This is a genomic window from Butyrivibrio sp. AD3002 (genome assembly GCF_000420905.1).
In the GTDB taxonomy this organism is placed as follows: domain Bacteria; phylum Bacillota; class Clostridia; order Lachnospirales; family Lachnospiraceae; genus Butyrivibrio.
The window spans coordinates 24,642-49,033 of sequence record NZ_ATVV01000005.1; the positions used below are offsets into that span (position 1 = coordinate 24,642).

Below are 24,392 nucleotides of genomic sequence, written 5' to 3' on the forward strand. Positions count from 1 at the left end.
ATGAGTAAGAGTTTCGACGATATTCTTGCAAAGTTAAAGACAGCAAGCACTAAGAAGCTTGCGGTTGCATGCGCACAGGATGAGCCTGTTCTTGAGGCTGTTAAGCTTGCTAAGGAGCGCGGCATTGCCGATGCAATCCTTGTAGGCGATAAGGATGAGATCGAGAAGATCGCAGCAGGTATGGGAATGGATCTTTCCCAGTTCGAAATTATTGATGTGAAGGACACAGTAGAGGCAGCTACAACTGCAGTTTCACTTGTTCATGACGGTAAAGCTGATATTTACATGAAGGGTCAGCTTGATTCCAAGACCTTCCTTAAGTCAGTTCTGAATAAAGAGGTTGGACTTCGTACAGGTCGTCCTCTTTCTCATGTTTGTGTATTTGAGATTCCAGGCATTGATCGTCTTTTATTCCTTACAGACGTTGCTTTCATGCCCTATCCGACTCTTGAAGATAAAAAGGTTATTATCGAGTATACAGTTAACGTAGCACGTGCTTGCGGAGTTGATTGTCCTAAGGTTGCTCCTCTTGCAGCAGTTGAGGTTGTAAACGACAAGATGCCCGTTACAGTTGAGGCAGCTGAGCTCACACGTCTTAACGAGGCAGGCGAGATCAAGAACTGCATCGTTGACGGACCTCTTTCCATGGACCTTGCAATTGATCCTTCTGCAGCAGAGCACAAGGCAGGTGCTAAGGATCGTAAGATTGTCGGCGACGCTGATATTCTTCTTTTCCCTGACATCCATGCAGGTAACCTTACTTACAAGACAATCGTTCGTCTTGCAACAGTTAAAAACGGTAACATCTTAACAGGAACCAAGGCTCCCGTTATTCTTACATCACGTTCCGATTCAGTTGAGGTTAAGCTTAACTCTATCGCACTTGCAGCAGTAGTAGCAGAAGAGAAGAACCTCTAATAGCCTTCCCCTTGGGGGGAAGGCGGCACGAAGTGCCGGATGAGGGGGTATTATAAAGGAGAGAAAACCATGATTAAAAGTTTAATTATCAATCCCGGTTCCACATCAACAAAGCTCGGTATCTTCGAGGATGAGACTCTTAAGATGGATGAGACACTTCGCCATCCCACAGAAGAGATTGCAAAGTATGACCACATCACAGATCAGCTTGGCTGGAGAAAAGAACTTATTCTCAATTTCCTTAAAGAGTCAAATGTTGATGTTAAGTCTTTTAACGTAATCGTAGGCCGCGGCGGTCTTGTAAAGCCTATCCCGGGTGGTACTTATGAAGTTAACGATGCACTCCTTAAGGATCTTAAGGCAGGCGTTCAGGGTGAACACGCATCTAATCTCGGCGGACTTCTTGCAAAAGAGATCGCTGATGAGATCGGTGTTCCTTCCTATATAGTAGATCCCGTTGTTGTAGATGAGCTCTGCGATGAGGCAAGAGTTTCAGGTCTTCCTCAGCTCCCCAGAGTTTCAATTTTCCATGCTCTGAATCAGAAGGCTGTTGCCAGAAGATTTGCTAAGGAAAACGGCAAAAAGTACGAGGATATCAATCTTGTAGTAGTTCACCTCGGCGGTGGTGTTTCCGTTGGTGCTCACAAGAACGGTCAGATCATCGATGTATTCAACGCTCTTGACGGTGACGGAGCTATGTCTCCTGAGCGTGCAGGCGGTCTTCCTACAGGCGGTCTTATCAAGCTTTGCTTCTCAGGTAAATATTCTGAGGCAGAGGTTCGTAAGATGGCAGTTGGTAACGGCGGCTTCAATGCATGGCTCGGCACCAACGACATGAGAGAAGTTGTTAAGATGAGAGATGAGGGCAATGAGAAGGCAAAGCTCGTTATCGATGCATTCCTTTTCCAGCTTGCTAAGAACATCGGATCCGAAGCAGCTGTTCTCGACGGTAAGGTTGATCAGATCATCATCACAGGTGGTATTGCATACAATGCTACACTTATGGATAGATTGACAGATAAGGTTAAGTTTATTGCACCTGTTACTGTTTATCCCGGAGAGGATGAGCTTCTTGCACTTGCTCAGGGCGCCCTTCGCGTTATGAACGGTGAGGAAAAGGCTAAGATCTACGAGTAAAACGAGCCCTCATAGCCTTCCCCTGGGGGGAAGGTGTCAGCGAAGCTGACGGAAGAGGGGTGAATTAACCCTTCCGGGTGTCACACCTGGAAGGGTTTTTATCTTATAGGAAATGTCTCCGAAATTCCTATTTTTTGGAGGAAGCATGAAAGTTTTTTTGGTGGAAGACGAGTTTGTCGTCAGAGAAGGAATTAAAAATAATATAGACTGGGAAGCACATGGCTACGAATTCTGCGGCGAAGCGGGAGACGGTGAAGTGGCCTATCCCATGATTCAGAAACTCCAGCCGGATATCGTGATCACAGATATCAAGATGCCCTTTATGGATGGGCTGACTCTTAGCAGAATGATAAAGGAGCAGTTTCCCTGGATAGAGATAATTCTTCTTACGGGTTACGAAGATTTCCAGTTTGCCCAGGAAGCTATAAGGATAGGTGTGTCCAGCTACCTTAGTAAGCCCATAAGCGGTGAAAATCTATTAAAAGAGATTGATAATCTTGCTGAGAAAACAAGAGAAAAGCGCCGTGAGCGTGAAGTGAAAAAGCGCTATGAAGAAGAAATGCTGGAGCGCACTGAGTACGACAGACAGGAACTTTTCGCAGATCTTGTGGCAGGCACCAAGGGGCTGTCTGAGATTCTTGACAGAGCTAAAAAGCTTTCACTCGACCTTACTTCCATAAGATATAACGTGATTCGTCTAAAGGTTTGGTCTACCCGCCATGATGCCTACGAGTATTCCCAGAGTGTTGTGGAAATTGAGAAGGGTGTAAGGGGCATTGCGGAAGAGGCAGGTGCTATTTTCTTTGATCTTGGAATCGAGGGTGCGGCACTCTTGTTCAAGGGTGATGACGATGAATCAATTGGTGCGAAAATCGAAGAAAGCATGCTCAAAATGAAGAAGCTTTTCGAGAAGTACCATCATATAAAATATTTTGGAGGTGTTGGACAGTGCGTAGGACGAGTTTCGGATATCCCGATATCTTTTTCCTGGGCCAGCAGAGCCTTCGCACACATGTATTTGACAGATGACAACGGTTTTTTGATAGGTCAGGAGGACATGCTTCATCCCCAGCAGGAGGATGTGGTTTTGTCGGAAATTGATCCAAGACATATAGACAGAAGGCTGATAAGAGAGTTCCTCAGAAGAGGAGACGCCACAGAGGCTGAATTTTTCATCGAAGAGTTCATTAACGGAATGGGAAAAGGCGCGATTCGTTCAACGCTGCTTCGTCAGTATATAGCAATGGATGTCTATTTCTGTGTTACGGATTTTATGGAAAATGAGCTTCACTGTGAGGAGAAGCCGGAGATACCGGTTCCCGATGTCCTTGCGGATGAGGGAAAGACGCAGCAGTATATGGTCCGCATAGTAAAAAATGCTGCGGCTTTAAGGGAAAATGATAACAAGGGACATTATCGCGACGTTGTAAACGAAGTGATGAATTATATAGAGGAGCATTACACGGAGGAGGATCTGTCGCTTAATACACTTGCCGCGCACGTTAACTTTTCACCTAATCATTTAAGTGCAGTTTTCAGGCAGCAGACAGGTCAGCCGTTTATCAAATATCTCACCGACTATCGTATGAATGCTGCGAAGGAGCTTCTCAGCAGTACATCCAAAAAGAGCAACGAGATAGGGCTCATGGTGGGATATAAGGATCCTCATTATTTTTCGTATTTATTTAAAAAGACTCAGGGGGTTACACCTACTCAGTACAGAGGCGGTAATCGCACGGAGGAGAATTAGTTGATGGAAAACGGATTGAGCAGACGGTCGGTTAGCGGAAAATCCAAGCTAGCCAATCAGATAAGAATTTCATATGTGATACTGCTCCTTCCGAGCATCATTTTCATGGCGTACGCTTTTTATAATATGTGGACGATCAATGAGCGATACAAAGACATGCTAAGTTCGGTGGTGGCGGCCAGTGAATTCAGTCTTGATTTCAAAGAGGACTTTGATTACGAGACCTATTTGCTCATTGTTGGAAACGTAGCGCTTGCGGATTCCAAGATACCGGAGTATTTGTCCGATGCCAGGGAAGTTGTTGAGAGGCTCGAGGATTACACTGATACCAAGGATAACAGGAAGCGTCTTGAGAGCGCACAGAAATACCTTAACAACCTCGAGACTTATATTGATCGAATCGAAGATAATATGAACTACGAGGACAGGTACGAGGCAAATATCACGATCTGGGAGAATGATGTCCAGATTGTAACGTCGCTTTTGCAGGAAACCATCAATGAGTACGTCTACTATGAAAACAGACAGCTTCAAACGGCTCAGCAGGAGACCAGTCAGTTCTATTTTGATATCGTAAAAATCTCAACCGGTTTGTTTGCATTTATCGTTATCTTCATTATGGTTATGTCTTTCTGGGGGCCTTTGTGGATTACAAGGCCTATCGAGGAGCAGGTAAAAAATGAGCAGAAGCAGCTGAGAAAAGCGGAGTTTGAGCTTTTGCAGGCGCAGATAAATCCTCACTTTTTGTATAATACGCTCGATGCTATTGTATGGTCCGCGGAGGCCGGTAATCAGAAGCAGGTTGTGAGCATGGTCGGAAGTCTTTCCGACTTTTTCAGAAGCTCACTAAATAAAGGTAAAGAAATTGTTACCATCAGGGAGGATCTGCAGCACGTCAGGAGTTATCTTGAGATTCAGCAGATAAGGTATCAGGATATCCTTTCGTATGAGATAGATGTTCCGGAGACGATTTATGACTATGTGATTCCGAAGATCACAATTCAGCCGGTGGTAGAAAATGCGCTCTATCACGGAATTAAGAACAGGCGAGGCGGCGGCAAGATAATAGTTACCGGCGGAGATCTGGGTGAGTTTATCCAGATCACTGTAAAGGACGATGGTATGGGCATCTCCGATGAGAGACTTGTATCGATCAGGGAAAATCTGAAAAGTGACAAGCCCGAGGATAATACAATTTACGGTCTCTACAATATAAATGAGAGAATCAAGCTGTCGTTTGGTGATGAGTACGGTGTGGGAATTGATTCCACGGAAGGTGTCGGGACTATTGTAAATATTCGCCTCCCGAAAATCTTAACCGAAATCATAAAAAAATGAACTTAAATAAAATTTACATAAAAAAATCAACTTCAATGCATTTTTTATTCAATGGCTTTTTTTACTAAAAAAATTAGAATAATACTTGTCGGGGACATAAGGGTTCCCACAGCTATTAACTTTCATATTTTTTTAGGAGGAAAAAAGTTATGAAAAGAAAAGTATTGTCAATGGTAATGGCATCAGCAATGGCACTTAGCCTTGTTGCATGCGGTGGCGGCGCAAAACAGGAAGCTCCTGCAGAGTCTGCAGCAACAGAGACTCCCGCAGCTGAAGAGACAACTACAGAAGAGCCCGCAGCTGAAGAGACAACAGCTGAAGAGACAACTACAGAAGAGCCCGCAGCTGAAGATACAACAGCAGCATCTGGCGACCTTATCAAGGTTGGTATCATCAACAACGATCCTAACGAGTCCGGTTATCGTACAGCTAACGATGCTGACTTAAAGGCAATGTTCAATGAGGCAAACGGCTATGATGCTAAGTTTGCTTACAGCTTAAAGAATGATGAGCAGATCACAGCAGCTCAGGGCTTTATCCAGGACGAAGTTGATTATCTTCTTCTTTCCGCAGCTGACACAGCAGGCTGGGATTCAGTTCTTCAGGATGCACAGGCAGCAGGTGTAAAGGTTATTCTTTTCGACCGTACAATCGATGCAGATCCTTCACTCTATGAGGCTTCTATCGTTTCTGATATGGCTAAGGAAGGTGAGATGGCAGTTGAGTGGCTCGCAGGTCAGGGACTTGATGAGTACAACATCATCCACATTCAGGGTGTTATGGGCTCAGCAGCTCAGCAGGGACGTTCCGGAGCTCTTAGCGACAAGGTTGACGCAGAGGCATCATGGAACCTCGTTACACAGCAGACAGCTGAGTGGAATGCAGAGAAAGCTCAGCAGATCGTTCAGTCAGTTATCGATGCAGGCACACCTTTCAACGTAATCTATGCAGAGAACGACGATATGGCTAAGGGTGCAGTTGCAGCTCTTGACGCAGCTGGTATCTCTCACGGCGTTGGCAAAGACGTAATCGTTATGGGTTATGACTGCAACAAGTGGGCACTTGAAGAGCTTCTTGCTCAGAACTGGAACTACGACGGACAGTGCAATCCTTTCCAGGCTAGTTACATCGATGAGATCATCAAGACTCTTGAGAGCGGCGGCACACTTTCAGAGAAGACAATCATCATGGATGAGAAGGGCTTCGATGCTACAACAATTACACAGGATGACGTAGACAAGTACGGAATCTAATAGTTGATTTATTGAGCGGTGCGGAATGTCCGCACCGCTCTTTCTTTTGAAATGGAGTAAGTAGAAAAAAGGAAAGAGGTAAGTCAGTGGAAGATAACAGAGTTTTGGAAATGCGAGGCATAGTAAAAACCTTCCCGGGTGTTAAGGCTTTGCAGAATGTGGACTTTTCTCTGAATAAAGGTGAGATTCATGCGCTTATGGGAGAAAACGGCGCAGGAAAATCAACCCTGATAAAGGTTCTCACGGGTGTTTACAGTAAGGATGCAGGCACCATCACTCTTGAAGGAAAGGGTGAAGTAGCAATTCACTCACCCCAGGATGCCCAGAAAAATGGCATCAGTACAGTGTATCAGGAGATCACACTTTGTCCTAATCTTACTGTTGCCGAGAACATGTTCATAGGGCGCGGAGAAGGTAAGATAACAAATTGGAAAAAAATGAATGAGGAGGCGGACAAGCTTCTTCAGTCACTGGAAATACCTGCCAAGGCAAAGCAGCAGCTTTCAAACTGCTCCATCGCGGTTCAGCAGATGGTTGCAATTGCAAGGGCGGTAGATATGGATTGTAAGGTGCTTATCCTCGATGAGCCTACATCATCACTTGATGAGCAGGAGGTTGAAAAGCTTTTTGGTCTCATGAGAGATCTTAAAGCCAGAGGCGTAGGTATCATTTTCGTAACCCACTTCCTTGATCAGGTTTACGAAGTTTGTGACAAGATAACGGTTCTTCGTGACGGTCAGCTTGTCGGAGAATATGAGATCAAGGATCTGCCCAGAGTTCAGCTGGTTGCCAAGATGCTTGGTAAAGAGATGGATGACCTCTCGGATATTAAGGGAGAGGGCGGAAGCTATGAAGGTGCGGATGCCGATGAACGTGTATTTGAGGCATCGGAGCTTCAGAGTAATGCAGGAATCAAGCCCTTTGATTTCTATATTAAAAAGGGCGAGGTCAACGGATTTACCGGACTTCTCGGCTCCGGAAGAAGTGAGTGCGTAAGAGCTATTTTCGGAGCAGACAGAGTTCTTAACGGAACTGTAAAGATGCACGGAAAAGAGGTTAAGATCGGCAAGCCGCTCGATGCCATGAAGCACGGAATCGCTTACCTTCCTGAGGACAGAAAAGGTGACGGTATAATCGGTGATCTGTCTGTTAAGGAAAACATAATCCTGGCACTTCAGGTGCTTACCGGATTTTTCAAGCCCTTCAGCAAGGCTCAGGTAAATGCGTTTGCTGAGGAGTACATAAAGAAGCTGAACATAAAGACAGCTTCGGTAGACACACCTATAAAGTCTCTCTCCGGAGGAAATCAGCAGAAGGTTATCCTTGCGAGATGGCTGCTTATGCATCCTGAGTATCTTATTCTTGATGAGCCTACGAGAGGTATCGATGTAGGAACCAAGGTTGATATTCAGAAGCTTGTTCTTGAGCTTGCAAAAGAGGGTATGAGTGTTACTTTCATTTCGTCGGAAACAGACGAGATGCTCAGAACCTGCTCAAGACTTGTGGTTATGAGAGACAGAAAGGTTGTAGGGGAACTCAGTGGCGGTGACCTTACACAGAATAAGATAATGAGTACAATCGCGGGGGATAAGTAAGATATGAGTAAAACAGCAAATAAAGATGAGAGCTTTTTCAAAAAGCTCGTTGGAAATCAGTTGTTTATACCGATCCTGGCGCTTCTTCTCCTGGCGGTAATAAACCTGATCAATGATCCGGGATTTTTCAAAATAACTCTCGGAACTAACAATGCAGGTAATCCGGTTCTCTCCGGATACCTTATAACAATTCTGGACTACGGCTCAGAGCTTGGTATTCTGGCTATAGGCATGACACTGGTTACAGCTGCTTCAGGCGGACAGGATATTTCTGTCGGCGCTACAATCGCTATTGCTGGTTCTGCTATGCTGAGAGTTCTGTGCGGCGGTACTTCAAGACCTACAGAGCTTGCGGCACCGATCATTGTTGCATTCCTTGTAGCTTGTGTAGTAGGAATGCTCTGTGGAGCTTTTAACGGAATGTTGGTTGCGGTATTCAAGATTCAGCCCATGATAGCGACGCTTATACTGTTTACGGCCGGTCGCTCCATCGCAGCGTGGATCAACAACAATGAGCTTCCTATTGTTCCGGATCCCAAGTTCGCATACTTTGGAAGTTTCATTCCCGGAATTCCGGTTCCGACAACAGTTTTCATTGTTATTGCATGCATCATTGTAATCGCACTTGTGCTTAAGTTTACAAACCTCGGACTTTATACACAGGCAGTTGGTATCAACGAGAATTCTTCAAGACTCAATGGTATCAATCCTACATTTATAAAGTTCCTCAGCTTTGTAATTCTTGGACTCTGCGTGGCAGTTGCAGCACTTATCAAGGTCAGCAGACTTTCAACCATCAACTATTCCGTTATTGCAAAGGATATAGAGATGGATGCAATCCTTGCGGTTGCACTTGGCGGAAATGCACTTTCCGGCGGTAAGTTTAATATGTGGGCTTCTATTTTGGGAGCATATGTAATTCAGTTCCTTACAACAACTCTCTATAAATTCAACGTTCAGTCGGATGCTCTTGCAGCTTACAAGGCTGTAGTCGTTATTGTACTTGTTGTATTCTCTGCTCCGACAGTGAGAGATTATATGAAGCAGCTTACCAAGAAGGTCGCGCCTGCGAAGAAGGAGGTGGCCTGAATGAGCGGTTCAAAGAAAAACATATTCGGGAAGATGAATGATACTTCTCTTCTCCTTACTATTACTATAGTGATTTTCTTCCTTATGTATATCGGAGCTATTGTGTTCCAGGGGGGTGCTTTCACAAAGCCCCAGATGTTCTTTAACATCCTGAATGCAAATGCGGCTCTCATTATTACAGCATGCGGAATGAGCGTGGTTATGATCTCCGGCGGAATCGATATTTCAGTCGGCGGTGTCGTTGCTCTTGTTTCCATGTGCTGCGCGGTTTATCTTGATTATCACGACGGAAGCATCATCGGATCAATACTTATAGCTCTTGGCATCGGTATTGCTTACGGCTTAGTTCAGGGCTTCCTTGTAGCTTATCTTGATATCCAGCCTTTCATCGTTTCCCTTGCAGGTATGTTCTTTGCAAGAGGTATGACAACTATTGTTAACACAGCTCCTTTCAATGTTGCTGATGAGGAGTTTACAGCCCTTAAGCTTACAAGAATTATTATTCCCGGAATGGGAACCACAAACAAAAAGGGCATTTATGTACCTGCCTATGTAGAAATCGGTGTAATCGTTGCGCTGATAGTTGTAGCCGTTTTGTTTATTGCTCTTCGCTGGACAAAACTAGGCCGCAGTTTTTACGCAGTGGGCGGCAACAAGCAGAGCGCACTTATGCTTGGTATCAATGTAAAGAGAACAAAGTTCCTTTCACACATGATCTGCAGCGTTCTCGCAGGTATCGGCGGTTATGTTTATTTCCTCCACGTTGGTTCGGGTTCAGCCAGCCATGCGATGGGTATGGAAATGAACGCTATCGCATCATCAATCATCGGTGGCACAATGCTTACCGGTGGTGTAGGAAATATTATCGGAACACTTTTCGGAGTGCTCTCACTTAGTACAATTCAGAACATCGTTTCGTCAGCAGGTCTTGACCAGGCTTGGTGGACCGGTATCACAATCGCAGCGATGCTCTGCATATTCCTTCTGATCCAGAGCGTGGTTATGGCTCAGAAAAAGAAAGCATTAAAAGCATGAAAAAGATTGCCACACTACTTACCTTACTGCTCCTCCTGCCGGCTCTTGCAGCCGGCTGCGGGAGCAGTGCCATTAAAGAAGAAAGCACAGATGAAACCGTTGAAGAAGATCTCATAACTGTGGGATTTTCACAGCTTGGCGCTGAATCCGACTGGAGAAATACCAATACAATCTCCATGCAGGAGGCCTTCACCAGGGAGAACGGTTTTAATCTTGTATATAAAAACGGACAGCAAAAACAGGCTAACCAGATAACTGCAGTCAGGATGTTTATTCAGCAGGGCGTCGATTATATCGTGCTTGCTCCCGCAACAGAGACAGGATGGGAATCAGTTCTGACGGAAGCCAGAGACGCAGGAATACCTGTTATTCTAGTGGACAGAAGAGTTGATGTAGCAGATAAAACACTCTTTTCCTGCTGGGTTGGTTCGGACTTCGAGCTTGAAAGTAAGAAGATGACCGAATGGCTAAGGAAATTAACTGAAGTACGAAACATCTCACCTGAGGAGCTTCATATAGTAAATATCCAGGGGACGATGGGATCCACCGCTCAGATCGGAAGAACCAGGGGACTGGCCAATGCAGCAAGGGAGAACGGCTGGGATCTCATAACAGAGGTCAGCGGTGACTTTACTGAAAATAAAGGCAGAGAAGTTATGGCTGCAATGCTCAAGGGGTATGACAACATCAACGTGGTTTACTGCGAGAACGACAATATGGCTATAGGTGCAATAGACGCCTTGGAAGCGGCAGGAAAACGCGTGGGACCCAATATAAAAAATGGAGAAGTAATGGTGGTCTCTTTTGATGGCGTGAATGAAAAGTCCCTTGAATATTGCAGAGAAGGAAAGATATCCTGCATAGCAGAGTGCAACCCGCTCCACGGTCCCAGAGTCCGGGCGCTTATTGAGGCTCTGGACAAAGGAGAGACTCCGGAAACCTTCAACTATGTTGATGAGAAGATATTCAGTTCTCTTAACACGGTAAAGAGTGTTACTGTGGATGGCATAGAGTATGCGGTTGAGGAGCCCTGAGAGGGCGTTCCCAAAGGATGACGGAGCCTGTTTTGGCAGTGCTGCCATGTTTTGTGTTGATAATATTTTTGTTATTTGTTAGAATGTCATGTGAGATTTTGTCTTTATTAAAGTAGGAGGCGAATCAGAGGCCTCCTACTTTTTTACATGTAATTATTTAAACGGAGTGTTAAGAAATGAGCATTATTGATAAGATCATCGGTACACACAGCGAGAGAGAGCTTAAGAGAATCCAGGGAACTGTAGATAAGATCGAGAGTCTGCAGCCTGAGATGAAGAAACTTTCCGATGAAGAACTGAAGGCTAAGACCGATGAATTCAAGAAGAGACTTGAGAGTGGGGAGACGCTGGACGACATTTTGCCCGAGGCATATGCTACTGTTCGTGAGGCAGCATGCAGAGTACTCGGTATGGAACATTTCCGCGTTCAGCTTATAGGTGGAGTTATTCTTCATCAGGGTCGTATCGCAGAGATGCGTACCGGTGAAGGTAAGACCCTTGTGGCTACCCTTCCTTCATATCTTGATGCACTTGCAGGTAAGGGCGTTCATGTTGTAACGGTCAACGATTACCTTGCTAAGCGTGATGCTGAGTGGATGGGAAAAGTACATGAGTTTCTTGGGCTGACTGTCGGTGTTGTTCTTAACAGCATGAACAGTGAGGAGAGACAGGCAGCTTATAACTGCGACATCACTTACGTTACCAATAATGAACTTGGTTTCGACTATCTTCGTGATAATATGGCTATTTACAAAGAGCAGTGCGTTCTTCGCGGACTTAATTACGCCATCATCGATGAGATTGACTCAATTCTTATTGACGAAGCCCGTACACCTCTTATTATTTCCGGTCAGAGCGACAAGTCCACAAAGCTCTACGAGGCTTGCGACATCCTCGCTAAGCAGATGACTCGCGGTGCTGATATGGAAGAGTTCTCCAAGATGGATGCCATCATGGGTATCGAGCAGGAGGAGTCCGGAGATTTCATAGTTAATGAGAAGGATAAGCTTGTAAACCTTACTGCACAGGGTGTTGCTAAGGTTGAGAACTTCTTCAGAATAGATAACCTTGCTGATCCCGAAAACCTCGAGATCCAGCACAACATAATCCTTGCTCTTCGCGCAAACAACCTTATGGCGAAGGATCACGACTACATTGTTAAAGATGATGAAGTACTTATCGTCGATGAGTTTACCGGTCGTGTAATGCCCGGACGTCGTTATTCAGATGGTCTCCACCAGGCTATCGAGGCTAAGGAGCATGTAAAGGTTAAGAGAGAATCCAAGACACTTGCTACCATTACTTTCCAGAACTTCTTTAACAAGTTCGAGAAAAAGTGTGGTATGACAGGTACTGCTCTTACAGAGGAGCGCGAGTTCCGTGATATCTACGGAATGGACGTTATAGAGATTCCTACCAACAGACCTGTTATCCGTAAGGACCTTCAGGATGCTGTTTACAAAACAAAGAAGGAGAAACTCAATGCTGTAGCTGATGCTGTTCAGGCAGCTCATGAAAAGGGACAGCCTGTTCTGGTTGGTACCATAACAATTGAGTCTTCAGAGGAAGTAAGTAAGCTCCTTAAAAAGAGAGGAATCCCGCACAACGTATTGAATGCGAAGTTCCATGAGATGGAAGCACAGATTGTCGCAGAGGCAGGAAAACACGGCGCTGTTACAATCGCTACCAACATGGCAGGACGTGGTACCGATATTAAGCTTGATGACGAGGCACTTGCAGCCGGCGGTCTTAAGATTGTGGGTACAGAGCGTCATGAGAGTAGACGTATAGATAATCAGCTTCGTGGACGTTCAGGACGTCAGGGAGATCCCGGTGAATCAAAGTTCTATCTTTCACTTGAGGATAACCTTCTTAGACTGTTTGGTTCAGAGAGACTTATCTCCATGTTTAATTCCCTTGGTATTCCGGAGGGACAGGAGATTGAGCATAAGGCTTTGTCAAAAGCGATCGAGTCAGCTCAGAAGAAGATCGAGGATAACAACTTCGGTATTCGTAAAAACCTTCTTGAGTATGACCAGGTTAACAATGAGCAGAGAGAGATCATCTATGACGAGCGCAGACGTGTTCTTAACGGTGACAGCATGCGTGATACTGTTTATAAGATGATTACGGATATAGTTGAGGAGGCTGTGGAGACAGTAGTAGGAGAGGTGACCGATTCCGATGAGTGGAATCTTACAGAGCTCAATGAGCTTCTTCTTCCTACGATTCCGCTTAAGAAGATCAATCGCGGACGAATCAACAAGCTTACCAAGAACGGCCTTAAGCAGCAGCTCAAGGAAGAGGCAGTTAAGCTCTATGAGGAAAAAGAAGCGGAGTTCCCGGAACCCGAGACAATCCGTGAGATCGAGCGTGTAATCCTCCTTAAGGTTATCGACAGAAAGTGGATGGACCACATTGACGATATGGATCAGCTTCGCCAGGGTATCGGCCTTCAGGCTTTCGCTCAGAGAGATCCTAAGATTGAGTACAAGCTTGCCGGTTTTGAGATGTTCGATGAGATGACACGTAACATCAAAGAAGATACCGTAAGACTTCTCTTCCACGTTCACATCGAAGAGAAGGTGGAGCGTGAGCAGGTTGCAAAGGTAACAGGTACCAATAAGGACGACAGTGCTGCGAAGGAACCCGTTAAGCGTATGGAAGCCAAGGTTTATCCCAACGATCCATGCCCTTGCGGAAGCGGTAAGAAATTCAAAAACTGCCACGGCAGAATGCAGTAACAATTACTGCCTTCCCCTTTTTAAGGGGAAGGTGGCCGCGAAGCGGCCGGATGAGGTTTATCTTGGATGGAATTATAATCCAAGTTTTTTTATGGAAGGATTCAAGTATGGTAATTTTAGATCAGATGAAGGTTGAACTCTCAAACCTGAGGGGGACTCTCGACGAGGTGACAGGTTCACTTGACCTTGATTCAAAGAAGAAAATGATCGAAGAGCTTTCCCGTGAGATGGAAGAGCCTACCTTCTGGGATGATGCTGAGAAGGCCAACAAGAAGACAAGAAATCTTAAGAACATGCAGGATCTTGTTGCAGAGGTAGAAGGCCTTCACAAACAGTACGACGATATGATGGATCTCATCGACCTTCAGAATGAAGAGGGTGTTGATGATGACGATATGGCTGCAGAGATCAGGTCAGAGCTTGATCAGTTTGAAGATACTCTTGAGAAAATCCGTATCAGTAACCTTTTGAACGGACCTTATGACAAATATGATGTAATCCTCAGACTTAATGCAGGTGCAGGTGGAACAGAGGCTTGCGACTGGGCATCAATGCTCTACAGAATGTACACCAGATGGGCTGAGAGAAAGGGCTTCTCAACAGAAGTTCTTGACTATCTCGATGGTGACGAAGCCGGAATCAAGTCGGTTACATTCCAGATTTCAGGAACTAATGCTTACGGACTTCTTAAGTCAGAGCACGGTGTTCACAGACTTGTTCGTATCAGCCCGTTCAATGCACAGGCTAAGAGACAGACATCATTCGTTTCCTGTGATATCATGCCTGATATTGAGGAAGATGTAGATATCGACATTAACCCTGATGACCTTAGAATTGATACATATCGTTCAAGTGGTGCGGGTGGACAGCACATCAATAAGACATCATCTGCTGTGCGTATCACACATATTCCTACAGGTGTTGTAGTTGCTTGTCAGAATGAGCGTTCTCAGTTCCAGAACAAGGACAAGGCAATGCAGATGCTGAAAGCGAAGCTCTTCATTATGAAACAGGAAGAGCAGGCAGCGAAGCTTGCAGGTATCAGAGGTGAGGTAATGGATAACGCATGGGGAAGTCAGATCAGATCCTATGTCCTTCAGCCTTACACAATGGTTAATGATACTCGAACAGGTTTTAAGGCGTCTAATGCTGACGGAGTTCTTGATGGGGATCTTGATCCGTTCATCAATGCGTATCTTAAGTGGCTCGCAACCGGTGGTAAGCCTGTTGGAGACACAGAAGAAGAGTAACATCAAATATTAAGAAACTGATTATAAACTTTTGAAAAAGTTGTTGACACAGTTGTATTATTGTGTTAATCTACTCAAGGTCGTTATGACCAGCCGAAGACAGTAGGTGTCATTTGATGACGTAAGCACAGCGCCTACCGAGGAAAAAGTTTTAATATGACTTTTATGCCTCTTGTCTTTGTGATAAGAGGTTTTTCTTTGGCGGTAAATTCTATAAGGAGGTAAAAAGATGGCAAAGGTTGAATTAAAACAGCCCGTAGTAAAAGAGATTTCTGAGAAAATTCAGAACGCTCAGGCACTCGTACTTGTAGATCACCGTGGTTTAACTGTTGCTGAGGACACAGAGCTTCGTAGAAAGCTTCGTGCTGAGAACGTCAGCTACAAGGTTTACAAAAATACGATGATGAACTTCGCATTCAAGGGCACAGATTTTGAGCAGCTTTCAGATCTTCTTAACGGACCCAGCGCACTCGCTATTTCCGAGACAGATCCTGCAGCTCCTGCACGTGTGCTCTGCGATTTCGCAAAGAAGGCAAAGGCACTTGAGATCAAAGGTGGTGTGATCGAGGGCAAGCTGTATGATGCAGAGGCACTCAAGGAGATCGCAAACATCCTTCCCAAGGATCAGTTGCTTTCCAAGTTGCTTGGTTCTATGCAGTCACCTATCACAAACTTCGCTCGCGTTATTAAGCAGATCGCTGAGAAGAAGGCTGAGGGCGGTGAAGAAGCAGCACCTGCAGCAGAAGCAGCTCCTGCAGAGGAGGCTCCCGCAGCAGAGACAGCTGAGGCTCCTGCTGAAGAGGCAGCAGCAACAACAGCTGAGTAATATTTTAATTTTGAAAACAAACTTATTTTTAATGGAGGTAAATAATAATGGCAAAGTTATCTACAGCAGAGATTATCGATGCAATCAAAGAGTTATCAGTTCTTGAGCTTAACGATCTCGTTAAGGCTTGTGAGGAAGAGTTCGGCGTATCAGCAGCAGCAGGTGTTGTTGTAGCAGCAGCAGGCGGCGCAGCAGCAGGTGCTGAGGAAGAGAAGTCTGAGTTCAACGTAGAGCTTACAGAAGTAGGTCCTAACAAGGTTAAGGTTATCAAGGTTGTTCGTGAGATCACAGGTCTTGGTCTTAAGGAAGCAAAGGATCTTGTAGACAATGCTCCTAAGATGATCAAGGAAGGCGCTTCTAAGGAAGAGGCTGATGACATCAAGGCTAAGGTTGAGGCTGAGGGTGCTAAGGTTACTCTTAAGTAATCCATCACTTATGAATTTACTGAAGGGAAGATACGCAGGTATCTTCCCTTTTTCGTTTCAAAAAAATAGATAAAAAAATTACTTGACGCGCGAAAAAGCTTGTTGTACAATGGATGATGCACTATTGTGGAGTGGTGGGCTTTTGCGCGCTTTTTTAGAGTACAACAGCTCAGCAGCCAAATAAAAAATAAGAACGGGGTGAATGTCAATGGAAAAAAACAGATTGCATCCTAGTGGTACTGGTAAGAATGTACGTATGAGTTTCCAGCGCCAGAAGGAAGTCCTGGAGATGCCGAACCTGATCGAAGTTCAGAAGAACTCCTATCAATGGTTCCTTGACGAGGGCCTTAAAGAGGTCTTTGACGATATCTCTCCTATTGAAGATTACAGCGGTAAGCTGAGTCTTGAGTTTGTTGATTTCAAGCTTTGTGAAGATGAAATCGATAAAAACAAGAACACAATCGAGAAATGTAAAGAGAGAGATGCAACTTTTGCAGCACCGCTTAAGGTTATGGTCCGTCTTAACAATAAGGAGAGCGGAGAGATCGCAGAGCATGAGATTTTTATGGGTGATCTTCCTCTTATGACAGCAACCGGAACCTTCGTTATCAACGGAGCAGAGCGTGTAATCGTCAGCCAGCTTGTACGTTCCCCCGGTATCTATTACGATATTACTCGCGATAAGATCGGTAAAAAGCTTATCGCATGCACCGTTATTCCTAACCGTGGTGCATGGCTCGAGTATGAGACCGATTCCTATGACGTATTTTATGTAAGAGTAGACAGAACCAGAAAAGTACCGGTTACTGTCCTGATTCGTGCGCTTGGAATCGGATCCAACGAAGAAATTTTAGACCTGTTTGGTGATGAGCCCAAGATCCAGGCTTCATTTACAAAGGATCCCTCGACTGATTACCAGAGTGGTCTTCTTGAGTTGTATAAAAAGATTCGTCCCGGCGAGCCTCTTAGCGTAGAAAGTGCAGAGAGCCTTATTACAGCTATGTTCTTTGATGCAAGAAGATATGATCTTGCAAAGGTTGGACGTTATAAGTTCAATAAGAAGCTTCACTTCAAGAACAGAATTAATAAGCAGATTCTTGCAGAGGATGTTATCGATGAGAACACAGGCGAGATGATTGCAGCTGCAGGCACAAAGGTTGATCGTGCTCTTGCAACTGACATTCAGAATGCAGGTATTCCTTATGTTCTTATTCAGGGCGAGGAGCGTAATATCAAGGTTCTTTCTAATATGATGGTTGATATTACAAGCTTTATCGATTGTAATCCTGAAGAGCTCGGAATTACTGAGGATGTTTATTATCCTGCACTCAGAGATATTCTTACAGAGTATGCTGATAAGGATCCTGAGAGCCTTGCTGACGTTATCAGAAAGAATGTAAACGAGCTTATTCCTAAGCACATTACTAAGGAAGATATTCTTGCTTCCATTAACTATAATATGCACCTTGAATATGGTATTGGCCATGACGATGATATCGATCACCTTGGTAATCGTCGTATCCGTTGTGTTGGTGAGCTTTTACAGAACCAGTACAGAATTGGTCTTTCCAGACTTGAGCGTGTTGTTCGTGAGCGCATGACAACTCATGACGCAGATGAGATCTCAGCACAGAGCCTTATCAACATCAAGCCTGTACAGGCTGCTGTTAAGGAGTTCTTCGGATCTTCACAGCTGTCACAGTTCATGGATCAGAACAACCCTCTTGGTGAGCTTACACATAAGCGTCGTCTTTCCGCACTTGGTCCCGGCGGTCTTTCAAGAGACAGAGCAGGATTCGAGGTTCGAGACGTACACTATACTCACTACGGACGTATGTGCCCTATCGAGACTCCTGAAGGACCCAACATCGGTCTTATCAACTCACTTGCAAGTTATGCAAGAGTTAACCAGTATGGTTTCGTAGAGGCTCCTTATCGTAAGGTAGATCGCACAGATCCTCAGAACCCTCGTGTAACTGATGAGGTTGAGTATCTTACAGCGGATGAAGAAGATAATTTCCATGTAGCTCAGGCTAACACACCTCTTGATGAGAACGGCTATTTCAAGAAGAATAATGCTTCAGGCCGTTACAGAGAGGAGACTTCCGAGTATCCGAAGACAATGTTCGAGTACATGGACGTATCACCGAGAATGGTATTCTCAGTTGCTACAGCGCTTATTCCTTTCCTTGAGAATGACGATGCTAACCGTGCTCTTATGGGATCAAACATGCAGCGTCAGGCAGTACCGCTTCTTACAACAGAGGCACCTGCAGTAGGAACAGGCATGGAGCAGAAGGCAGCTGTTGACTCAGGTGTTTGCGTAGTTGCTAAAAAAGATGGTGTTATCGACTTTGTTGACAGCAAACTTATTCAGATGACTTATGATGACGGTGAGAAGGAAGAGTATCACCTTATCAAGTTCCAGAGAAGTAACCAGAGTAACTGCTATAACCAGAGACCTATAGTATTCAAGGGTGACCATGTTAAAGCAGGTCAGGTTATCGCTGATGGTCCTTCCACTTACATGGGTGAGCTTGGTCTTGGTAAGAACCCTCTTATCGGATTTATGACATGGGAAGGTTATAACTACGAGGACGCTGTTCTTCTTAGTGAGAGACTTGTTCGTGACGATGTATTCACTTCTATTCATATTGAAGAGTATGAAGCAGAAGCTCGTGAGACAAAGCTCGGACCTGAAGAAATCACAAGAGATGTTCCCGGTGTCGGCGATGAAGCACTTAAGGACCTTGACGATCGCGGAATTATTCGTATCGGTGCAGAGGTTCGTGCGGGTGATATCCTTGTAGGTAAGGTTACTCCTAAGGGAGAGACAGAGCTTACAGCAGAAGAGAGACTCCTTCGTGCCATCTTCGGTGAGAAGGCACGTGAGGTAAGAGATACATCACTTAAGGTTCCTCACGGTGAGTATGGTATCGTTGTTGATGCCAAGGTATTCACAAGAGAGAATGGTGATGAACTCAGCCCGGGTGTAAACCAGGCAGTTCGTATTTATATAGCACAGAAGAGAAAGATTTCAGTCGGAGATAAGATGGCTGGTCGTCACGGTAACAAGGGTGTCGTTTCCCGCGTGCTTCCTATTGAAGATATGCCGTACCTGCCTAACGGACGTCCGCTGGATATCGTGCTTAATCCTCTTGGCGTGCCTTCTCGTATGAATATCGGACAGGTCCTTGAGATTCACCTTTCACTTGCTGCTAAGGCTCTTGGATTCAATATTGCAACACCTATTTTTGATGGTGCTAACGAGAAAGATATACAGGCTACTCTGACCATGGCTAACGATTATGTAAACAGCTCATGGGAAGAGTTTGAAGAGAAATATAAAGATTCTGTTGATCCCGAGATCATGAAGTATCTATATGACAACAGAGATCACAGAGAGCTTTGGAAGGGTGTTCCGATCCACACAGATGGTAAGGTACAGCTTCGCGACGGACGCACAGGTATTCCGTTCGATTCACCGACCACTATCGGACACATGCATTACCTTAAGCTCCATCACCTTGTTGATGATAAGATCCATGCACGTTCAACCGGCCCTTACTCACTGGTTACACAGCAGCCTCTTGGCGGTAAGGCTCAGTTCGGTGGACAGCGTTTCGGAGAGATGGAAGTTTGGGCTCTTGAGGCTTATGGCGCAGCTTATACACTTCAGGAGATCCTTACAGTTAAGTCTGATGACGTTGTTGGTCGTGTTAAGACTTACGAAGCTATCATTAAGGGTGATAATATCCCTGAACCCGGAGTACCTGAATCCTTCAAGGTCCTTTTGAAGGAACTCCAGTCACTTGGTCTGGATGTACGCGTACTTCGCGAGGATAATACAGAGGTTGAGATCATGGAGTCAGTTGATTACAGTGATTCTGACTACCGCTATGAGATCGAAGGTGAGGTTAACCGCGATTACGATCGTGAGAATCTTGCTGAGAACGGTTATCAGACACAGGCTTTTGATGAAGACGGAGAGCTTGTGACTGAAGATGAAGACGGAGCAGCTTTCGAGGAAGAATTTGATGCTGCAGACGGTCTTGATGACAACTTTTAATATGCGGTAATAAAGTAACTGCAATCATGTAAACAACAGAAAAGAGGTTACGAATGTCTGATTCTACAATGAATAAAGCAATAAACGATGCTTCAAGCGGAAGATCTTCAGCAGCACCGACATATCAGCCAATGACTTTTGACGCAATTAAGATTGGTCTCGCTTCTCCTGAGAAGATCAGAGAGTGGTCACATGGCGAAGTATTAAAGCCTGAGACAATCAACTATCGTACACTTAAGCCTGAGAGAGACGGTCTCTTCTGTGAGAAGATTTTCGGACCCACAAAGGATTGGGAGTGTCACTGCGGAAAGTATAAGAAGATTCGTTACAGAGGTGTTATCTGCGACCGTTGCGGCGTTGAGGTAACAAAGAGCAGTGTTCGTCGTGAGCGTATGGGCCACATCGAGCTTGCTGCTCCTGTATCACATATCTGGTATTTCAAGGGTATTCCCAGCCGTATGGGCCTTATCCTTGATCTTTCACCCAGAGTACTTGAGAAGGTTCTCTATTTCGCATCATATATAGTTCTTGATGCAGGTGAGACTAACCTTGAGTACAAGCAGGTTCTTTCAGAAAAAGAGTATCAGGATGCTCGTGAAGAGTGGGGCGGAAAATTCCGTGCCGGCATTGGTGCAGAGGCTGTAAAAGAGCTTCTTATGAGCATCGATCTTGAGGCAGAGTATCAGGAACTCAAGGAAGGCCTTGATACTTCAAGCGGACAGAAGAAACAGCGTATCATCAAGAGACTTGAGGTTGTTGAGTCTTTCCGTGAGTCAGGTAATGATCCGTCATGGATGATTCTTGACTGCATACCGGTAATTCCTCCGGATCTTCGTCCTATGGTTCAGCTTGATGGTGGACGTTTTGCTACATCAGATCTTAATGATCTGTATCGTCGTATCATCAACCGTAATAACCGTTTGAAGAGACTCCTTGACCTTGGAGCTCCGGATATTATCGTAAGAAACGAGAAGCGTATGCTTCAGGAGGCAGTTGATGCCCTTATAGATAACGGTAGACGTGGAAGACCTGTAACAGGCCCCGGAAACCGTGCACTTAAGTCACTTTCAGACATGCTTAAAGGTAAGGGCGGTCGTTTCCGTCAGAACCTCCTTGGTAAGCGTGTTGACTATTCAGGACGTTCAGTTATCGTCGTAGGCCCTGAACTTAAGATATATCAGTGCGGACTTCCTAAGGAAATGGCTATTGAGCTTTTCAAGCCCTTCGTTATGAAAGAACTTGTTTCCAGAGGAATCTCACAGAATATAAAGAATGCCAAGAAGCTTGTTGAGAGACTTGATGAGCAGGTATGGGATGTGCTTGAGGATGTAATCAAAGAGCACCCTGTAATGCTTAACCGTGCTCCCACACTTCACAGACTTGGTATTCAGGCGTTTGAGCCCATCCTTGTAGAAGGTAAAGCTATTAAGCTTCATCCTCTCGTATGTACGCCTTTCAATGCGGACTTCGACGGTGACCAGATGGCTGTACATCTTCCGCTGTCAGTTGAGGCACAGGCAGAGAGCAGATTCCTTATGCTTGCTCCCAATAACCTGCTTAAGCCTTCAGATGGTGGCCCTGTAAACGTTCCTACTCAGGATATGGTCCTTGGTATCTACTATCTTACACAGGAGCGTGAAGGTGCTAAGGGCGAGGGTAAGTTCTTCAAGAGCATTGATGAAGCTATCCTTGCATATGAAAATGATTACATTACACTTCAGTCAAAGATTACTATCCGTGTAAGCCGTAAGAACGAGAACGGTGAGGAAGAATCAGGACTTGTTGAATCTACACTCGGAAGATTCCTGTTTAATGAGTTCATTCCTCAGGATCTTGGATTTGTAGATCGTTCCGTACCGGAGAACAAGTATAAGCTTGAGATCGACTTCATGGTTGGTAAGAAGCAGCTGAAGAAGATTGTTACAAATATGATCAATACTCATGGAACATTTGCTACAGCAGAGGTTCTTGATAAGATCAAGTCTACAGGTTATCACTACTCAACAAGAGCTGCCATGACTGTATCAATCGCAGATATGACAGTGCCTCCGCAGAAGCAGGAGATGCTTGATAAGGCTCAGGCAGTAGTTGATGAGATTGCAACAAACTACCGTCGTGGTCTTATGACAGACGAAGAGCGTTATCGTCTTGTAGTTGAGACTTGGATGGAGACAGATAAACAGCTTACAGATGTACTTCTTAAGGGACTTGATAAGTACAACAACATCCACATGATGGCTGATTCCGGAGCCCGTGGTAGTGATCAGCAGATCAAGCAGCTCGCAGGTATGCGTGGACTTATGGCTGATACAACAGGTCGTACAATCGAACTTCCTATCAAGTCAAACTTCCGTGAAGGTCTGGATGTTCTGGAGTACTTCATGTCAGCGCATGGTGCTCGTAAGGGTCTGTCAGATACAGCTCTTCGTACAGCCGATTCCGGATACCTGACACGTCGAATGGTTGACGTATCTCAGGAGCTTATCATTCGTGAGCTTGACTGTAGTGAAGGAAAGGCTACTATCCCCGGAATTACCGTCAAGGAATTCAAGGATGGTAAGGCTATGATCGAGCCTTTAGAGGATCGTATCACAGGAAGATATACATGTGAGGACATCAAGGATAAGGATGGTAACATCATTGTTAAGAAGAATCACATCATTACGCCCAGCCGTGCTAAGAGAATTCTCAGTGAGGGTGTTAACAGTAATGGTGATCCTGTAACAAAGGTTAAGATTCGTACAATCCTTACCTGCCGTTCACACATCGGTATCTGTGCTAAGTGCTACGGAGCAAACATGGCAACAGGTGAGCCTGTTCAGGTTGGTGAGACAGTTGGTATTATCGCTGCTCAGTCAATCGGTGAGCCCGGTACACAGCTTACCATGAGAACCTTCCATACCGGTGGTGTTGCCGGTGGCGATATCACACAGGGTCTTCCCCGTGTTGAGGAACTTTTCGAGGCAAGAAAGCCTAAGGGACTTGCTATTATTTCAGAGCTTGATGGTACAGCTACCATTAAGGATACAAAGAAAAAGCGCGAGGTTATCATCACAAACAATGAGACCGGAGAGTCCAAGGCATATCTCATTCCTTACGGATCCAGAATCAAGGTTATGGATAACGAGCAGGTTGAGGCCGGTGACGAGCTTACAGAAGGTAGTGTAAATCCTCATGATCTTCTTAAGATCAAGGGAATCCGTGCAGTTCAGGATTATCTGCTCCGCGAGGTTCAGAGAGTTTATCGTCTGCAGGGTGTTGATATCTGCGATAAGCATATCGAGGTTATCGTTCGTCAGATGCTCAAGAAGGTTCGTATTGAGGAGAGCGGAGATACAAACTTCCTTCCCGGAACACTTGTTGACGTACTCGACTTTGAGGATGACAACGAAAGACTTATCAGCGAAGGCAAAAAGCCCGCTGAAGGCAAGCAGGTTATTCTTGGTATCACCAAGGCAGCGCTTGCAACCAACTCATTCCTGTCAGCAGCTTCATTCCAGGAGACCACAAAGGTTCTTACAGATGCAGCTATTAAGGGTAAGGTTGATCCGCTTATCGGACTTAAGGAAAATGTTATTATCGGTAAGCTGATTCCTGCAGGTACAGGTATGAAGCGTTATCGCAACACAGCGCTCAATACAGATGCAAACTTCAAGGATCCCGAGAAGCTCATCTTAAAGAAGCGTCTTGATGATGACGATGAGATTATTACTGACCTCGACACAGATGCAGAAGAAGTAGTTGTAGCTGATGATGAGGAGTAAGTACTTTTCGAAATTATGAAAAGTATATAAAATAGTGCAATTTTAATTAGATTGTGCTTGACAAGGTAAATTTATATATTTATACTTAAAAACTGTGCGACGAGCGAGAGGGTAACTATGCCCTTTCGCTTGATGCATGTCGGTGATTGCGGGTTTTCTCATGTC

The 24,392-nt window shown here is 45.0% G+C and carries 15 protein-coding genes and 1 other annotated feature; all 15 genes read left to right on the forward strand.

Annotation, left to right across the window (positions count from 1 at the left end; genetic code table 11):
- On the forward strand, positions 1–918 hold the full coding sequence (ptb, locus tag G596_RS0105295) for a phosphate butyryltransferase (RefSeq protein WP_022760802.1): 918 nt from the start codon (positions 1–3) through the stop codon (positions 916–918).
- 69 nt (positions 919–987) lie between these two features.
- Entirely contained in the window at positions 988–2,055 is a 1,068-nt protein-coding gene (buk, locus tag G596_RS0105300; protein WP_022760803.1) for a butyrate kinase, read from the forward strand.
- A gap of 145 nt (positions 2,056–2,200) precedes the next feature.
- Positions 2,201–3,805 carry a response regulator transcription factor gene (locus G596_RS0105305; RefSeq protein WP_044927980.1) on the forward strand — a complete coding sequence of 535 codons (1,605 nt, stop codon included), beginning with the start codon at positions 2,201–2,203 and terminating at the stop codon, positions 3,803–3,805.
- A gap of 3 nt (positions 3,806–3,808) precedes the next feature.
- Positions 3,809–5,143: a sensor histidine kinase gene (locus G596_RS0105310; protein WP_022760805.1), complete on the forward strand. Its 1,335-nt coding sequence runs from the start codon at positions 3,809–3,811 to the stop codon at positions 5,141–5,143.
- Positions 5,144–5,292: 149 nt separating this feature from the next.
- Positions 5,293–6,396, forward strand: coding sequence for an ABC transporter substrate-binding protein (locus G596_RS0105315; protein WP_022760806.1), 1,104 nt, complete (start codon positions 5,293–5,295; stop codon positions 6,394–6,396).
- 110 nt (positions 6,397–6,506) lie between these two features.
- Positions 6,507–7,991, forward strand: a complete 1,485-nt coding sequence (locus tag G596_RS21050; protein ID WP_044928005.1) for a sugar ABC transporter ATP-binding protein — start codon at positions 6,507–6,509, stop codon at positions 7,989–7,991.
- A gap of 3 nt (positions 7,992–7,994) precedes the next feature.
- Positions 7,995–9,080: an ABC transporter permease gene (locus G596_RS0105325; RefSeq protein WP_022760808.1), complete on the forward strand. Its 1,086-nt coding sequence runs from the start codon at positions 7,995–7,997 to the stop codon at positions 9,078–9,080.
- Positions 9,081–10,115, forward strand: coding sequence for an ABC transporter permease subunit (locus tag G596_RS0105330; RefSeq protein ID WP_022760809.1), 1,035 nt, complete (start codon positions 9,081–9,083; stop codon positions 10,113–10,115). It begins immediately after the preceding gene.
- The gene (locus G596_RS0105335; RefSeq protein ID WP_022760810.1) at positions 10,112–11,149 is read left to right on the forward strand and encodes an ABC transporter substrate-binding protein; all 1,038 of its coding nucleotides are present in this window, start codon (positions 10,112–10,114) and stop codon (positions 11,147–11,149) included. The genes G596_RS0105330 and G596_RS0105335 overlap by 4 nt, the downstream gene beginning before the upstream one ends.
- Before the next feature lie 176 nt (positions 11,150–11,325).
- A complete protein-coding gene (secA, locus tag G596_RS0105340) occupies positions 11,326–13,893 on the forward strand; it encodes a preprotein translocase subunit SecA (protein ID WP_022760811.1) in 2,568 nt (855 codons plus the stop codon).
- 107 nt (positions 13,894–14,000) lie between these two features.
- Positions 14,001–15,143, forward strand: coding sequence for a peptide chain release factor 2 (gene prfB, locus G596_RS0105345; protein WP_026499424.1), 1,143 nt, complete (start codon positions 14,001–14,003; stop codon positions 15,141–15,143).
- 75 nt (positions 15,144–15,218) lie between these two features.
- Positions 15,219–15,349: a sequence feature (ribosomal protein L10 leader region), on the forward strand.
- Between the two features lie 23 nt (positions 15,350–15,372).
- Positions 15,373–15,969 (forward strand): 50S ribosomal protein L10, encoded by a 597-nt coding sequence (rplJ, locus tag G596_RS0105350; RefSeq protein WP_022760813.1) that lies wholly within the window; start codon positions 15,373–15,375, stop codon positions 15,967–15,969.
- A gap of 47 nt (positions 15,970–16,016) precedes the next feature.
- Positions 16,017–16,394 (forward strand): 50S ribosomal protein L7/L12, encoded by a 378-nt coding sequence (rplL, locus tag G596_RS0105355; RefSeq protein ID WP_022760814.1) that lies wholly within the window; start codon positions 16,017–16,019, stop codon positions 16,392–16,394.
- Positions 16,395–16,602: 208 nt separating this feature from the next.
- Positions 16,603–20,463: a DNA-directed RNA polymerase subunit beta gene (rpoB, locus tag G596_RS0105360; RefSeq protein ID WP_022760815.1), complete on the forward strand. Its 3,861-nt coding sequence runs from the start codon at positions 16,603–16,605 to the stop codon at positions 20,461–20,463.
- Between the two features lie 68 nt (positions 20,464–20,531).
- On the forward strand, positions 20,532–24,227 hold the full coding sequence (gene rpoC / locus G596_RS0105365; protein WP_044928007.1) for a DNA-directed RNA polymerase subunit beta': 3,696 nt from the start codon (positions 20,532–20,534) through the stop codon (positions 24,225–24,227).
- Positions 24,228–24,392 lie beyond the last annotated feature (165 nt).

Excerpts from the sequence above, each read along its gene's own strand:
- ptb (WP_022760802.1), top strand. The coding sequence starts at position 1 with ATGAGTAAGAGTTTCGACGATATTCTTGCAAAGTTAAAGACAGCAAGC.
- buk (WP_022760803.1), top strand. The coding sequence starts at position 988 with ATGATTAAAAGTTTAATTATCAATCCCGGTTCCACATCAACAAAGCTC.
- G596_RS0105305 (WP_044927980.1), top strand. The coding sequence starts at position 2,201 with ATGAAAGTTTTTTTGGTGGAAGACGAGTTTGTCGTCAGAGAAGGAATT.
- G596_RS0105310 (WP_022760805.1), top strand. The coding sequence starts at position 3,809 with ATGGAAAACGGATTGAGCAGACGGTCGGTTAGCGGAAAATCCAAGCTA.
- G596_RS0105315 (WP_022760806.1), top strand. The coding sequence starts at position 5,293 with ATGAAAAGAAAAGTATTGTCAATGGTAATGGCATCAGCAATGGCACTT.
- G596_RS21050 (WP_044928005.1), top strand. The coding sequence starts at position 6,507 with ATGCGAGGCATAGTAAAAACCTTCCCGGGTGTTAAGGCTTTGCAGAAT.
- G596_RS0105325 (WP_022760808.1), top strand. The coding sequence starts at position 7,995 with ATGAGTAAAACAGCAAATAAAGATGAGAGCTTTTTCAAAAAGCTCGTT.
- G596_RS0105330 (WP_022760809.1), top strand. The coding sequence starts at position 9,081 with ATGAGCGGTTCAAAGAAAAACATATTCGGGAAGATGAATGATACTTCT.
- G596_RS0105335 (WP_022760810.1), top strand. The coding sequence starts at position 10,112 with ATGAAAAAGATTGCCACACTACTTACCTTACTGCTCCTCCTGCCGGCT.
- secA (WP_022760811.1), top strand. The coding sequence starts at position 11,326 with ATGAGCATTATTGATAAGATCATCGGTACACACAGCGAGAGAGAGCTT.
- prfB (WP_026499424.1), top strand. The coding sequence starts at position 14,001 with ATGGTAATTTTAGATCAGATGAAGGTTGAACTCTCAAACCTGAGGGGG.
- rplJ (WP_022760813.1), top strand. The coding sequence starts at position 15,373 with ATGGCAAAGGTTGAATTAAAACAGCCCGTAGTAAAAGAGATTTCTGAG.
- rplL (WP_022760814.1), top strand. The coding sequence starts at position 16,017 with ATGGCAAAGTTATCTACAGCAGAGATTATCGATGCAATCAAAGAGTTA.
- rpoB (WP_022760815.1), top strand. The coding sequence starts at position 16,603 with ATGGAAAAAAACAGATTGCATCCTAGTGGTACTGGTAAGAATGTACGT.
- rpoC (WP_044928007.1), top strand. The coding sequence starts at position 20,532 with ATGAATAAAGCAATAAACGATGCTTCAAGCGGAAGATCTTCAGCAGCA.